Source organism: Lysobacter sp. A421, from assembly GCF_054052145.1.
The window spans coordinates 74540-88579 of record NZ_JBSVRL010000006.1 but is presented as its reverse complement, the minus strand read 5'-3'; the positions used below and the strand labels follow the sequence as shown (position 1 = coordinate 88579).

At 67.3% G+C, this 14040-nt stretch carries 13 protein-coding genes; 7 read left to right on the top strand and 6 right to left on the bottom strand.

The annotated features are described in order from the left end of the window. Nucleotides 1–24 precede the first annotated feature (24 nt). Nucleotides 25–1284, bottom strand: a complete 1260-nt coding sequence (locus ACW7G6_RS14290) for a flavohemoglobin expression-modulating QEGLA motif protein (protein WP_456980464.1) — start codon at nucleotides 1282–1284, stop codon at nucleotides 25–27. Then, entirely contained in the window at nucleotides 1271–2473 is a 1203-nt protein-coding gene (gene rsgA, locus ACW7G6_RS14285) for a ribosome small subunit-dependent GTPase A (RefSeq protein ID WP_456998591.1), read from the bottom strand. The genes ACW7G6_RS14290 and rsgA overlap by 14 nt, the downstream gene beginning before the upstream one ends. Nucleotides 2474–2639: 166 nt before the next feature. On the opposite strand from rsgA, the gene ACW7G6_RS14280 reads away from it, so the two are divergent. Genes ACW7G6_RS14280 through ACW7G6_RS14270 form a run of 3 tightly spaced genes read left to right on the top strand, consistent with a single transcriptional unit; the run spans nucleotide 2640 to nucleotide 5300 of the window. After that, entirely contained in the window at nucleotides 2640–3926 is a 1287-nt protein-coding gene (locus tag ACW7G6_RS14280) for an aminotransferase class I/II-fold pyridoxal phosphate-dependent enzyme (protein WP_456998576.1), read from the top strand. Between the two features lies 1 nt (nucleotide 3927). After that, nucleotides 3928–4608 (top strand): SGNH/GDSL hydrolase family protein, encoded by a 681-nt coding sequence (locus ACW7G6_RS14275; RefSeq protein ID WP_456998575.1) that lies wholly within the window; start codon nucleotides 3928–3930, stop codon nucleotides 4606–4608. A 20-nt stretch (nucleotides 4609–4628) separates the two neighbouring features. After that, a complete protein-coding gene (locus tag ACW7G6_RS14270) occupies nucleotides 4629–5300 on the top strand; it encodes a methyltransferase domain-containing protein (protein ID WP_456998590.1) in 672 nt (223 codons plus the stop codon). A gap of 195 nt (nucleotides 5301–5495) precedes the next feature. On the opposite strand, the gene ACW7G6_RS14265 is transcribed toward ACW7G6_RS14270, so the two are convergent. After that, on the bottom strand, nucleotides 5496–6305 hold the full coding sequence (locus tag ACW7G6_RS14265) for a polysaccharide deacetylase family protein (protein ID WP_456998574.1): 810 nt from the start codon (nucleotides 6303–6305) through the stop codon (nucleotides 5496–5498). A gap of 99 nt (nucleotides 6306–6404) precedes the next feature. Between ACW7G6_RS14265 and grxD the strand changes: the two genes are divergently transcribed. Continuing rightward, nucleotides 6405–7334, top strand: a complete 930-nt coding sequence (grxD, locus tag ACW7G6_RS14260) for a Grx4 family monothiol glutaredoxin (RefSeq protein ID WP_456998573.1) — start codon at nucleotides 6405–6407, stop codon at nucleotides 7332–7334. A gap of 56 nt (nucleotides 7335–7390) precedes the next feature. Here the strand turns inward: grxD and ACW7G6_RS14255 are convergent, their stop codons facing one another. Both ACW7G6_RS14255 and ACW7G6_RS14250 read right to left on the bottom strand, forming a co-directional pair. Next, nucleotides 7391–7933 carry a DUF924 family protein gene (locus tag ACW7G6_RS14255; protein WP_456980457.1) on the bottom strand — a complete coding sequence of 181 codons (543 nt, stop codon included), beginning with the start codon at nucleotides 7931–7933 and terminating at the stop codon, nucleotides 7391–7393. Nucleotides 7934–8027: 94 nt separating this feature from the next. Further along, entirely contained in the window at nucleotides 8028–8627 is a 600-nt protein-coding gene (locus tag ACW7G6_RS14250; protein ID WP_456980456.1) for a lysozyme inhibitor LprI family protein, read from the bottom strand. Nucleotides 8628–8800: 173 nt separating this feature from the next. On the opposite strand from ACW7G6_RS14250, the gene ACW7G6_RS14245 reads away from it, so the two are divergent. Both ACW7G6_RS14245 and ACW7G6_RS14240 read left to right on the top strand, forming a co-directional pair. After that, nucleotides 8801–10255 carry an amidohydrolase gene (locus tag ACW7G6_RS14245; RefSeq protein WP_456998572.1) on the top strand — a complete coding sequence of 485 codons (1455 nt, stop codon included), beginning with the start codon at nucleotides 8801–8803 and terminating at the stop codon, nucleotides 10253–10255. Between the two features lie 35 nt (nucleotides 10256–10290). After that, a complete protein-coding gene (locus ACW7G6_RS14240; protein WP_456998571.1) occupies nucleotides 10291–11583 on the top strand; it encodes an amidohydrolase family protein in 1293 nt (430 codons plus the stop codon). 109 nt (nucleotides 11584–11692) lie between these two features. Here the strand turns inward: ACW7G6_RS14240 and ACW7G6_RS14235 are convergent, their stop codons facing one another. Further along, nucleotides 11693–12976, bottom strand: coding sequence for an acyltransferase family protein (locus tag ACW7G6_RS14235; RefSeq protein WP_456998570.1), 1284 nt, complete (start codon nucleotides 12974–12976; stop codon nucleotides 11693–11695). A 160-nt stretch (nucleotides 12977–13136) separates the two neighbouring features. On the opposite strand from ACW7G6_RS14235, the gene ACW7G6_RS14230 reads away from it, so the two are divergent. Further along, a complete protein-coding gene (locus ACW7G6_RS14230; protein WP_456980452.1) occupies nucleotides 13137–13994 on the top strand; it encodes a LytTR family DNA-binding domain-containing protein in 858 nt (285 codons plus the stop codon). The last annotated feature ends 46 nt before the right edge of the window (nucleotides 13995–14040 follow it).

The following is a 14040-nucleotide window of genomic DNA, read 5'->3' as shown; positions in this document are numbered from 1 at the left end:
CCGCCGGCTGTCACAGCTTCATCCTCAGATATCCGCAAAGTCCGTGTCGTCGATCGTGTCCAGCCGGATCTGGTTGGCGAACAGCGAGAACGCGAGCATGCCGGCCAGGCCGTTGGCGCGGGCGACCCAGGTCGGCAGCCAGCGCGGTGGCAGCAGCACGCCGGACTCGAACAGTGGCGCCAGCCGTTGCACGTCGCCCAATGTCATCTTGCCGGCGAACAGCCAGCGGCACAGGCGCAGCTGGCGTCGCCGCAGGGCCCAGCGGAAGAACGTGTGGACGCCGATCAGGCCGCGCAGGTAGACGGTGTCCTTGGTGAAGGCGTGACCGCCGGTGGTCGGCACACCACGGAACACGCGCTGGGCTGATGCGAAGCTTTCCTGCGGGGTTTGACCGCTGTCGAGGAAGAAGCGGAATACCTCGATGAAATCCGCACCTTCCAGCGCTTGCGCGATGGCCTCGATACGCAGGCTCAGGCGCTTCATCCGGCTGATATCGATGGCGCCGGTGATCTGCTCGGCAAAGGTCGCCAGCCCTTCCTGGGTCGCGGTTGCACGTGGCGAGGACAACGCCAGGCTACCCAGCACTGGTTGCTCGCGGCCGTTGAGCGCGCTGAGCGAGTGGACGAAGGCTTCGTGCTGCAACAGCTGGTGGCGATCGTAATCGGTGAAAGCCGCGCCGGTGCGCAGGCGGATCCGGGTCGCACCGGCGGCGGCCTTGGCGATCAGGTCAGGATCCAGCACGACCTCGATCATGCGGTCGTTGAAGTAGTCGTCCAGGTCGCCCTGCAATTGCAGTTGCAGGGCGGTGGCGGAAATCTCGACCTGCTCGGCGGGCGAGACGAGTTCGCGGTCGAACTGGTCCGCGATCTCGATGAAATGCCGCGCCGCCACGCGCGCGCTTGGTCCGTTACCTGGCAATGGTGCATCAACGCTGCCGTAGAGCTGTTGCGACAGCTCGGTGACTGCCGGGGTCCCAAGCGCCTCGCACAGCCGGGCCGCGGTTTCCCAGCTGGAAGTGGCGTCGATCAGGTACTGGCCCAGCGGGTGGCTGGCATCGGCTTCGCGCGCGATCGCGGCCAACTCGGTGCGGGCTTCGCTGAAGTCGTGGCGGGGATAGGCGACCTGCGGCAACCGGGTGACGCCGCGGGCGTGGTCGGCGAGAAACGTGCTCGCGGTTGCGGCCGGCCAGCTGGCAAGGGTCAGCACCTTGATCCCGCGCGCCGCCTGCACCATGCGCGCGTCCAGCGCGGTGTGGTGGGCGATGTCGGGGTCAGTCTTCGCCATAGTCGTCGTCGACCTGGGGCCGTTGCCGCGGGGGTTTTCCGGGGGGTTTCCCGGGCGACTTTCCCGCAGGCTTGGCGGCCGCATTCTTTCCCGTTGCCGTGGCAGCCGGGGTGGCCGCGACGTTCTGCGCGCGACGTGCTGCCAGCTTTTCCGCGGCGCCGGCAACTTCCTCTTCCAACTTGAGGTAGTTGGTGAAACGGCGCGGGTCCAGCTTGCCGGCCTCGATGGCCGCGCGGATCGCACAGCCCGGCTCCTGGTCGTGTTTGCAATCGCGGAACTTGCAGCGCTCTGCCAGCGCTTCGATATCGCCGAAGTTCTCGGCGACAACCTCCTCCCCGGTTGGCTTCAACTCGCGCATGCCGGGGGTATCGATCAGGCAGGCGCCGGTCGACAACGGAATCAGCGCGCGGTGGGTGGTGGTGTGGCGGCCGCGCTCGTCGCTTTCACGCACCGCGCCGGTCTTCATGCGCTCGCTGCCGACCAGGGTGTTGGTCAGGGTGGACTTGCCCGCACCGGAGCTGCCCACCAACACCGCGGTGGTGCCCGGCCGCAACCATGGGTTGAGGGATGCGACGCTGTCGGGGTCGCGGGCATTGACGGCGCGCACCGCGACATCCTGCGCGGCCAGCTCAATCAACGCGGCCAGTGAGCCGGGAATATCGTCCGCTTCATCGGCCTTGGTCAGCACCACGACCGGTTCGGCGCCACTGCCGCTGACCAGCAGCAGGTAGCGCTCGATCCGGCGCGGGTTGAAGTCCGCGTCCAGCCCGCAGACCACGAACACGGTGTCGATGTTGGCCGCGATCAACTGCTGCTTGTAATGCTCACCGGCGGCGCCGCGCTTGATCGCGGTGCGCCGCGGCAGCAGGGCGACGATCTGGTCTTTCTCGATCGCGTCGAGCACCAGCACCCAGTCACCCACGCCGGCGCGCTGCTCGGTCGGGGTCATGCCCTGCTTGTAGCTCGGCGCGCGTTGCCACTCGGGCAACGACTCCACCGGGAAACTGTGGTCTGGCCCGTCAGCGACGACATAGCCGCTGCGATGCTGCTCGACCACGCGCGCCGGGCGGGCTTGCGGAAACTGCGCCATCAGCTCGCGCCATTCGGCGACCGCCGGCAGGCCGTCGTCATCGAGGGGCCAGCCGATCGCCTGCAGGGCGAGCTCGGGAGTCACGGAAAGTGCTGGAATCGGCGCATGGGGCGATTTTACCTATATGTCCTGCCCGTCTGCGCGCCAGGACCGCTTGGGAGACGCGGCGATGACGCAGCTGCGATGGCCGGGGCAAACCCGGTCACTGCGAAACCCTGCGGGAATCGGATAGTCTGGCGGAACATCCTTATCCAGCCTGACCGCGATGCCTCCGTCCCAGCTGAAAACCCGTGCCCGCCTGTCTGAAGTCCGATATGAGATCCGCGGCGAGCTCGCCCGCCGGGCACGTGAACTGGAGTCGCAGGGCCGCACCCTGATCAAGCTCAATATCGGCAACCCCGGTGCGTTCGGCTTCCGCGCCCCGCCGCACCTGCAACGTGCGATTGCCGGACGTATTGCCGATACCGACCCCTATACCCATCAGCAAGGCCTGCCGGCGGCACGCGAGGCGATTGCGGAATTCCACCGGCAACGTGGCACGCCCAGCGTGGCGGCGGAGCGGGTGTTCATCGGCAACGGCGTCAGCGAGCTGATCGACCTGTCGCTGCGCGCCCTGCTCAACCCCGGCGACGAGGTGCTGCTGCCATCGCCCGATTACCCGTTGTGGTCGGCCGCGACGATCCTCAACGACGGTCGTCCGGTGTACTACCGCTGCGCGCCGGAGAATGCCTTCCTGCCCGACCCGGTGGAAATCGAATCACTGGTATCGGAGCGCACCCGCGCGATCGTGTTGATCAACCCGAACAACCCGACCGGGGCGAGCTACCCGCGCGAGTTGCTGCTGCAGCTGGTCGATATCGCCGCGCGTCATGGCCTGTTGCTGATGTGCGACGAGATCTACGACTCGATTGTCTACGACGACGCCAGGTTCGAGCCGATCGCGCCGCTGGCGGGCAACCTGCCGTGCCTGTCATTCGGCGGGTTGTCCAAGGTGCATCGCGCCTGCGGCTGGCGGGTGGGCTGGGCGGTGCTGTCGGGCGATCCGGCGTTGAGCGCGGACTTCCACCACGCGATGGACCTGCTGGGCGCGTTGCGCTTGTGCTCGAACGTCCCCGGGCAGTTCGCCATCGAGGCGGCCCTGCAAGGCGAGGACACCATCAGCGAACTGTGCGCTCCGGGTGGCCGGCTGCACGAAGCGCGCCGGGTGGTGATCGAGGCGGTCGCCGCCAGCCATTACCTGGAACTGGTCACCCCTGCCGCCGCGCTGTACGCGTTCCCGGCCGTGACCGGCATCGCCGGCTTCGACGACCACGCCTTCGCGCTGGAATTACTGGAGACCGAAGACGTCCTGGTCGTGCCGGGCTCCAGCTTCAACGTGCCCTACCGCAACCATTTCCGGGTCACCCTGCTGCCGCAGCCCGAGCAGCTGGCCGAGGTGTTCCGCCGCATCGAGCGGGTGCTGGGGAGGATCGCGGCGCGGGCGAACCCGTCCGCGGCCGACCACCCGGCGCCAGCCATCACAACCCTGCCAACGCGGGTCGCGGTGGCCTGACATGAGCCAGCTGCGCTATCTCGCCCTCGGTGACAGCTACACAATCGGCGAAGGCGTGGCCGAGACCGATCGCTGGCCGGTGGTGCTGGCCGAACAGCTGCGCGATGCTGGCATTGATATCGCCGCGCCACGCGTGATCGCCACCACCGGCTGGACCACCGATGAGCTGTCGAGCGCCATGGATCTGGAGGAGCCACTGGGCTGTTGGGACTTCGTCAGCCTGCTGATCGGGGTCAACAACCAGTACCGCGAACGCAGCGTGGCCGAGTACCGCGGCGAGTTCCACGACTTGCTGCGGCGTGCGATCGCACTGGTGGACGGACGCGCCGACCGGGTGCTGGTGTTGTCGATCCCGGATTGGGGGGTGACGCCGTTCGCGATCGCACAAGGCCGCGTCGGCGCCCTGATTGCCGAACAGCTGGATGCCTACAACGCGGTCGCCGCCGAACTGTGCACACGCCATGGGGTCGCGTTTGTCGACATTACCCCGGTCAGCCGTACGCATGGCGGTGAGGTCTCGATGCTGGTCGACGACGGCCTGCATCCATCGGCGCCGATGTACCAGCGATGGGCCGCGCAGGCGTTTCCGGTGGCGCGTGAACTGCTGGGCGACGGTGTCGACACGACGGACTTCGACGGCGTGTCGGGCCCCCGGTCCGGCGACCACCCCGACCGCCGCTGATGGAGCCGACCGTGGGTCCGCTGCCCCGGGAGCGCGCCCGACGCATCGCCAGCGCATTCGGGCCAGGTGGCGACGGCAACCGTTGGGACTATTACTACAGCCGCGGCAAGCTGGGCAGCGACCCGCTTTATCCCGGCGTCTGTGCGGCCTTGCGCGGCAGCACCCAGCCATTGCTGGACCTGGGTTGCGGCCTGGGTTTGCTGGCACATGCGCTGCGCGAGGACGGCCTGGCGCTGGGCTATCGCGGGGTCGACAACGACGCGGGCAAGATCGCACGCGCCAGCGGCGCAGCGCAACGGCAGGCCCTGATGGATGTCGCCTTCGATTGCATCGATCTTGCACGCGGGCTGCCCGACCATCGCGGCAGTGTCGCGATCCTCGATGTGCTGCAGTTCCTCGCGCCCGACGCACAGCATCGCACCCTCGATGCGACCATCGCGATGCTCACTCCCGGCGCCCGGCTGGTGATCCGGACCGGACTGGACGACGGCAGCATGCGCGCCCGCTTCACCCATGCGGTCGACGTGTTCTCGAGGCTGGTGGGCTGGATGAATACCGCTCCACGCCGTTACCCCGACGAAGCCACGTTGCGTGAGCGTTTCGATGCGGCGGGCCTGCGCTCGCGGTTCACGCCGCTGTATGGCAACACGCCGTTCAACAACTGGCTGGTGGTGGCGATAAAGCCTGGTTGATGCTGGTGCCGGAGGCTGATGTCCCCGGCCGGCACCCCTAGGGAAGCTCTGATCAACTCGCTTTTCATCGTCACTCCCGCGAAGGCGGGAGTCCAAGGACGTTGCCCACCAGCGGCTTAGGGTCCATGGATCCCCGCCTTCGACCGCGGGAAGTCCAGTCGGACGCGGGGATGACGACAATTGTTCAGACCTCCCCTAGCGCAAACCGGCTTCCAGCGTTTCCGGCAACACGGTCCGATAGCCCAACGTGTCCAGCCGCTGCAGCAACAGCTCGATCGTCTCCACGTTGCGGCCGTGCGGCGCGCCTTCGTGCATCAACACGATCGCGCCGGGAGCGAGGTCACGCTCGATCCGTGCCACCACCTTCCCCGGGTCGGCCATGACGGCGTCGTAGCCACGTGCGCTCCAGGCCACCCGGGCCAGACCCTGATCGCGCAGCGCGGCGGCGGCAAACGGGTTGGCCATCCCGACCACGGCACGGAACCAGCGCGGCGTGACACCACTGATTTGGGTCAGCACCACTTGCGCCTGCGCCACCTGGGCGCGCATCCGCGCCGGACCGAGTGCCCAGAAAACCGCCTGCGGATGGCCCTGACTGTGGTTGCCCAGCCCATGGCCGCGCCGCACGATCTCGCGCACCAGCTCCGGTCGCGCCTGCGCGCGCTCACCGACGACAAAGAAGGTTGCCTTCGCGCCATGCCGGTCCAGCAGTTCCAGCAACGCAGCGGTATCGTCGGATGGGCCGTCGTCAATCGTCAGCCATACCAGGTTCTGCCGGGTCGGCAATCGCGACAGCACCGGGCTGAACAGCGCCGAGTCGGCCTTCAACGTGCCCCACAGGAACGGCAGGTGGCTGGCCAGCATCAGCGGCAACCCGACCTTCCAACCCCACTGCCACCAGGCTGCGGCGACCAGCAACTGTGACAGCAGCAGGGCGACCCAGCAGGCATGGGGGTGGCGCGGAACGCGGTGCAGGCGGGCAATGGACATGATCTGGACGGACATGACTTGGGCGGAACTGATCTGGATCATGCCAGCGTCAGGCGCGCCTCGGTACACTTGCACGATTGCCTGACACCTCCACCCGCATTACGGAAACCTGCCATGTCCCTCGACCCCGCCCTGCGTTCGCGCATCGAACAACTGCTTTCCACCAATAACGTCGTCCTGTTCATGAAAGGTGAGCCGAACGCGCCCCAGTGCGGCTTCTCGGCCAAGGCGGTCGGCGCCTTGGGGGCCACCGGCGTTGCATACCAGCATGTCGACGTGCTGTCGGACCCGGATATCCGCGAAGGCATCAAGCAGTACGGCCAGTGGCCGACGATCCCGCAGCTGTACATCGGCGGCGAGTTGATCGGCGGTAGCGACATCATCGAGCAGATCGCCAACTCCGGCGAGTTGTACACCGCGCTGGGCGTTCCCGCTCCCGACCGCACCCCGCCACCGGTCACCATCACCCCGGCGGCTGCAAAAATGCTGGGCGAGGCGGTGGCCAACGCCGGTGACGGCTATGCGCTGCAGGTCGAGATCGATACCCGCTTCAACGCCAAGCTGCAGTTGGCACCGGTGGACGCCGCCGCGATCACCAGCGAAGCCGAAGGCCTGCGGGTGCAGTTCGACCTGGCCAGCGCCCAGCGCGCACACGGGCTGACGATCGACTGGGCCGACGATGCGCGCGGCCGCGGGCTGGTGATCGAAAACCCGAACGCACCGCCGAAGGTCAACTCGATCAGCGTCAACGACACGGCGGCCAAGGTGGCAGCCGGTGAGCTGATGGTGGTGGACGTACGCCCTGCCGATGAGCGCGAAAAAGCGTCCATCAAGGTGCCGTTCAAGACTCTTGACGGGGACGCCAGGACCGAATTGGAAGCATTGCCCAAGGACACCGCGATCGCGTTCCTCTGCCACTCCGGCGGCCGTAGTGCACAAGCTGCCGAGCACTTCCGCAGCTTGGGCTTTACCCGCCTGTCCAACGTCGAAGGTGGCATCGCCGCGTGGAGCGAGCAAGTCGACTCCAGCGTGCCGACCTACTGATCGGCCCGGCAACCACCCCGGACATGCGTGTCATGCCCCGGGGTGCGGTTGGTTAATCAGCCACTGAACCCGCCCTCATCCAGCCAGGCTTGCTCGGTCGGCGTGGTTGCCCGCCCCAGCAGATGGTTGCGATGCGGGAAGTGGCCAAAACGCTCGACGACGCCATGGTGGTGCACGGCCCACTTGTCGGCATCGGGTTGATCCATCGACTGGTAAAGCTCAAGCGCCCGCTGCTGGTCGAGCATCGCCTCGGAATGCACGAACGGCAGGTAGAAGAACGTCCGTAGCGACGCCTCCACCTGGACATCGAAGCCGCGGCCGATGGCGCGCTCGGCGACCGCTCGCGCCATCGGGTCGGTCGCATAAACGTGCGCGCTCCCGCGAAATACGTTGCGGGGTATCTGGTCCAACAGCAGCACCAGCGCCAGTGCACTGTCGGCCGACTCGCCCCAGCTTTCCAGTTCGCCCCGCGATGCTGCCATGTGCGCATCCAGCAGGCGTTCGCGGCAGCTGACATCAAACCTGGCACCGCCCTTGAACCACAGTTCCGGTCCCGCATCACGCCAGAACTCGACGACTTCCTGCGCCGTAATATCCATTGCCTGCCCTCATCACCTGGTTTGGGAACCGACATTATCAGGGAGCCCGTTATTGTCGCTGCAGTGCTTTTCGCTGCAACGCCTAGGCGCGGCGTCAGCCCGACACGCCCTCGTCGAGCACGTCCTCGTCGAGATCTCCGTCGCCCAGTTGGGTCTCCAGCTCGGTGATCCATGCAACGGTGATGCTTTCCAGGGTGACGGCATGGATCAGCGGCTGGATGGCGCCGCCTGAATAGGTCTCGGCAATGAAGCGCGCATACCGCTCGCGATACCCCAGCCACCCCAGGTGCACCGCCTCGAAGGCCGCCAGGCCATGGCCATCCAGCTCGGCGCGCAGGCGCACGACCAACTGGTCCAGGTGGGCGTCGGCCTGCTGGAAAGAGCTGATCGCGCGCAGGTTCATCGCCTCTTCGTCCAGCGACTGGTCATCACGTTCCCGCGCGACCAGCTCGACCTGGCTGACGTAGCGGTCGGCCATGCGGACCGCGGCCTCGGCCTTGCCGATCAGCTGGCTCTCGAACCGGCGCAGCTCATCCAGGCTGGTATTGGCTCCCTCCAGGCCCTGCTTCAGGGTCAGCAGCTTCTGGTTGCGTTCTATCGCGTCAACCGTGTTGCGCCGCTCGACCCGGCGCCGGGCGAAGTAGAACGCCCAGGTCAGCACGGCACCCAGCAGCAGATAGATCCCTTGTTCCATGACGCAGTCCTCCCAAGGCCGACAGTGTGCCGTGCACACGTCGCAGAAGTTGCGATGGCTGCGGTATCCATGACCATCGTCAGGGTTGGCACCAACACGGACCACCGCTACGGTGCAGGCAGACTGTCGCATCGTCATCGCCAGCGTACGCACTCAACCCCGGGGACTTCAAAATGCTTCGTTTACCTGTTGCCGCGTTAGCGGTTGCGCTCGGGCTTGCGCTCGCCAGCGGCGCCCATGCCGACAGCGGCGATCGCTCATCGTCGTTCGCCAATGACCCCTACCCCAGTACTTATGAACGGATTGCCGCGCCACCGGTGCTGATCCGCGGCGCGACCGTGCTCACTGGCACCGGCGTGCGCCTGGACAACGCCGACGTGGTGATGGCCGATGGCCGCATCGTGGAAGTCGGCACCGGGCTGGCCGCGCCCACCGGCGCCACCGTGGTCGATGGCGGCGGCAAGTGGGTTACTCCGGGCATCATCGACGTGCACTCGCACCTGGGGGTTTACCCCAGCCCCGGCGTGCGCGCCCACAGCGACGGCAACGAGGCCACCGCACCGGTGACGGCCGCCGTCTGGGCCGAGCATTCGGTATGGCCGCAGGACACGGGCTTCAACGCGGCCCGCGCCGGTGGCGTCACCTCGCTGCAGATCCTGCCCGGCTCGGCCAACCTGGTGGGCGGACGCGGTGTGACCCTGAAAAACGTGCCCGCTGTCAGCTATCAGGCGATGAAGTTTCCCGGCGCTCCCTGGGGCCTGAAGATGGCCTGCGGCGAGAACCCCAAACGCGTGTATGGCGACAAGGGCGGGCCGTCGACCCGGATGGGCAACGTCGCCGGCTACCGCGCCGCGTTCATCGAGGCGACCGAATACCTTGAGAAGCATGGCAAGTCCGCGAAGAAGTCGGAAAAGCGCCGCTGGTGGCAGTCGGAGGAGAACTCCGACGGCGGCAAGGACAAAGGCAACGGCGGCAAGCGCGACCTCGAAATGGAAACGCTGGCCGGCGCGATCGCCGGCGACATCAAAGTCCACATCCATTGCTACCGCGCCGACGAGATGGCGACGATGCTCGACCTGGCCGACGAGTTCAACTTCAAGATCGCCGCGTTCCACCATGGCGTGGAGGCTTACAAGCTGGCCGACCGGCTGGCCGAAGAAGGCACCTGTGCCGCTCTGTGGGCCGACTGGTGGGGCTTCAAGATGGAAGCCTTCGACGGTATCCAGGAGAACATCGCGATCGTCGATCGCCCGGCCGGCAGCTGCGCGATCGTGCACAGCGACTCGGAGGAAGGCATCCAGCGGCTCAACCAGGAGGCGGCCAAGGTCATGGCACACGCGAAGCTGGCCGGCATGGAGATCACTCCCGAGCACGCGATCCAGTGGCTGACCGCCAACCCGGCCAAGTCGATGGGCATCCTCGACCAGACCGGCACCCTGGAGACCGGCAAGATGGCCGACGTGGTGGTCTGGAACGGCACCCCGTTCAGCGTCTACGCACAGGCCGAGCAGGTCTATGTCGACGGCGCGCGCGTGTACGACCGCGATGACCCGGCACGGCAACCGACCTCCGACTTCATGCTCGGCCAGTCGACCGGCGACCGCATCCGCGCCGGAGGTGTGCTGTGAGCCGCGTCGGCAAGGGGCCGGTTGTTCGCGCCTCCATGACATTGCTGGCATTGGCGACGCTGTCGTTCACGGCGCTGGGCGCCAGCGCGCAGGATCTGCTGATCCGCAATGCCACCGTGCATACCGGCGGCACCCCGGCGACGCTGACCAATACCGATGTGCTGGTCAGCGATGGCACCATCCGTGCGATCGGTGCCGCACTGGCCGCCCCGGCCGGCGCCCAGGTCGTCGACGCCCAGGAACGGCGGCTGACGCCGACCCTGTTCGGCGGCATCACCGGCATCGGCATCGAGGAGGTCTCCGGCGAGCGTTCAACCGTCGACAACACCCTCGCGCTCGGCGCCGACACCCACCAGATGACGGTGCGCCCCGAGTTCGACGTGACCCTGGCCTTCAACCCGGCCTCGATACTGATCCCGGTCAGCCGGATCGAGGGCATCGGCTGGACCCTGATCAGCGCCGGCAGCGATGAAGGCGGCTCGATCATCGGCGGCCAGGGCGCGGTGATGCGGCTGGACGGCAGCGTCGACCCGGCCGGCCCGAACGTCTTGTTCGTTGACCTCGGCAGCGACGCCGCCGGCCTCAGCGGCCGCTCGCGCGCCGCCCAATGGATGATCCTGGACCAGTTGATCAGCGAGGCGCGCGGCAAGATCGCCCCCAACGCCAACGCCGCCTTGCTGACCCCGGCCGGTCGCGCAACGCTGAAGACGTACCTCGATGGCGGTGGCCGCGTCGTGGTCGAGGTCGACCGCGCCGCCGACATCCGCCAGCTGCTGCGCTGGTCGGAGCGCCACGGCGTCAACATCGCGATCAGTGGCGGCGCCGAGGCCTGGAAGCTCGCCCCGCAACTGGCGGCAGCCAAGGTTCCCGTGTTCGTCGACCCGCTGGCCAACCTCCCGTCCAGCTTCGATCAACTCGGCGCCAGCATGGAGAACGCAGCGCGGCTGGATGCCGCCGGTGTCGCAGTCGGCTTCAGCCAGGGCGGCGATGCCAGCCACAACGCGCGCAAGATCCGCCAGCTCGCCGGCAACGCGGTCGCCAATGGGCTGCCATGGGAAGACGGCCTGGCCGGGCTGACCTCGGTGCCGGCGAAGGCATTCGGCGTCGCCGACAAACTCGGCAGCATCGCCGTCGGCAAGCGCGCCGACCTGGTGCTGTGGAGCGGCGACCCGCTGGAGGTCAGCGCGGTCGCACTGCAGGTGTGGCTGGATGGCAAGCCGATCGAGATGCGCAGCCGCCAGACCGAGTTGCGCGACCGTTACCTGCGGCCCCAGCTGCCGCGCGAGAACGGCGGCCTGCCGCGGGCGTATCCGGCCGCGGACCAGTAGCCCCACCGGGGACCAAGCCTTACGATTCCCCGGTTTCGCACCCCGGCCGGGTCCGGTTACGCCGTCTGGGACGACCTTCAAAGCCGAGCCAGTCACTCTTTCCCCCGGTTCATCGGTCCGGGAGCAAGAGATGCTGTGGCCGCTGGTCACGGCGATCGGGATCCGCCACGCGATCATCGGCAACACCGCGCGCACCGACGCTGGAGGTGCCGCAGCGCGGCGCTGACGACCGCGGCGGCTGGCGCTTCATCCCGAACAGCGGCCGCAACCAGCGGACGCGGCGGATCACGAACTCGGTGATCAGCACGCTGCCAAACACGGTCGCCGCCAGAACCAGCGTTGGCTCCAGCCAAGCACCGAGCGACAGCCTGGCCAGTCCGTAGCCCGCCACCATCGTGATCGACTGGTGCAGGACGTACCACGGGTAGACCGACTCGGTCGCGTACGGCAGCCACCGGAACGGCCGGTCCAGCAGGTGATGGCCCCACGCCAGCACCAGCAGGATCCATGTCCAGCCGTTGAGGCGCTGGACGAAGTCGTACCGCGCACCCGCGAAACTCACCTCGGACACCGTGTTGAACAGCAGCCAGTAGAACGCCGTGAACGTGCACACCGCCGCCACCAGCAGCCACCAGCGCTGCCGTCTGATCTCGGCCCACAGCCCCGTATCCGCTCCGATCCAGTAGCCATAGAGGAACATCGCCCCGTACTGCGCGTGCATGTGCCAGTCGTGCAACAGGTCATGGGTGGTTGGAAAACGCGCCGACAACGCCCAGCTGGCCATCACCAGCGGCAGCACCGGCAACAACCACAGCCGCAGGCCGCGGAGTCCGCGCCACCACCGCGTGAACGCGACTCCGGCGCGGCTGCGCAGCAACGGCAGCAGCGCCGCCAGCAGCAGCGAATAAGCCAGCAGGTACGGCAGGTACCACAGGTGGTTCCAGGTGATGCCCACGTCCGCGCCGTCGAACGCGCCCTGCGGCCACGGCTGGAAGGTGAAGTAGCGGACCAGGAACGCCAGGTAATCGCCTTCGAATGCACCATTCGACACGGTCTGCAGGTACGCCTGCGGCGGCACCACCACCGCCATTCCGAACAGCAGCGGCACCAGCAGGCGTTTCGTCCGCATCCACGCGAACCCCCCGGCGCCGACACTGCGCAGCAGGAAGTGCACCGCCAATCCCGAGATCAGGAACAGCAACGGCATGCGCCACTGGTTGACCATGAGCATCGGCAGCTTCAGCCACGCCAATGAATGGGCGGATTTGATGTGCCAACCCCAGTCCGGCACGTAGAACATGGCGACGTGGTACAGGATCAACAGGGCGAACGCGAACACGCGCAGCGCATCGATGTCGTAGCGGCGGCGGTCACTACCAGTGGCGGCTTTCATGGCGGGGCTCCTCGGATCGAGGGGGCAGCCTCCCCCGCCGCGGCAGCCGCTGGTAGCGTGAAGTGACGCTGCGCTGGGCCCGTGGGACAAGTGGTGGGACCGCGGGACGAACGGGGGCGGGCCGCGCTAGACTCGCCCGTGCCACCGATAAGGAACCCGCGTGAACCCGCAGACCTATCTTCGCCACCGGCGCACCTTCGAGGTTGGCATCTGGATTTTGGTGGCTGCGATCAACTGCGCCGGCAACAGCATCACGACCAGCATCGATTTCGCCAGTTCCGGCCTGGACCTCCCCCGCTGGGTGCCGTGGGTCTGGGAGATCTCCAGCGCCATCACCTGGCTGGCGCTGGTCCCGCTGCTGGTGTGGTTCAACCAGCGCTTTCCCCTGCAACGCGGGGATTTCCGGCGCAGCGTGCCCGCGCACCTGCTGTTCTCGGTGCCGCTCTCACTGCTGCACGTGTCCGGCATGGTCGCATTGCGCGAACTGGCGTACGCCGCCATGGGCAGCGACTACGAGTTCGGCAGCTGGTTCAGTGGCTGGTTCGACGGCTTCGTCTACGAGTACCTGAAGGACGTGCGCAGCTACCTGCTGTTCCTGGCGGTGATCTATCTGTACCGGTTCGTGCTGCGCCGCTGGCAGGGCGAGGCCGGGTTCATCAGCGAGGGCCGCGAGGACGTGGCCGCCGAGCCGGTTACCGACCGCTTCCTGGTGAGGAAGCTCGGTCGCGAGTTCCTGGTCAAGGTCGACCAGATCGACTGGATCGAAGCCTCCGGTAACTACGTGAACCTGCACGTCGGCGAGCGCGTCTACCCGCTGCGCGAGACCATGGCCGGGATCCAGCAGAAGCTCGACGACCGGGGCTTCGCGCGGGTGCACCGCAGTGCCATCGTCAACCTCGACCGGGTCCGCGAGATCGAGCCGTTCGACACCGGCGATGCGCGCGCGCACCTGCTGGGCGGAGGTACGGTGGCGGTGAGCCGGCGCTATCGGCAGGAGCTCAAGGAGAGGCTGGCGTGAGGTCGTCTCTCGACCCGGACGCAAACCGCGGCGCTTGCGAACCAGG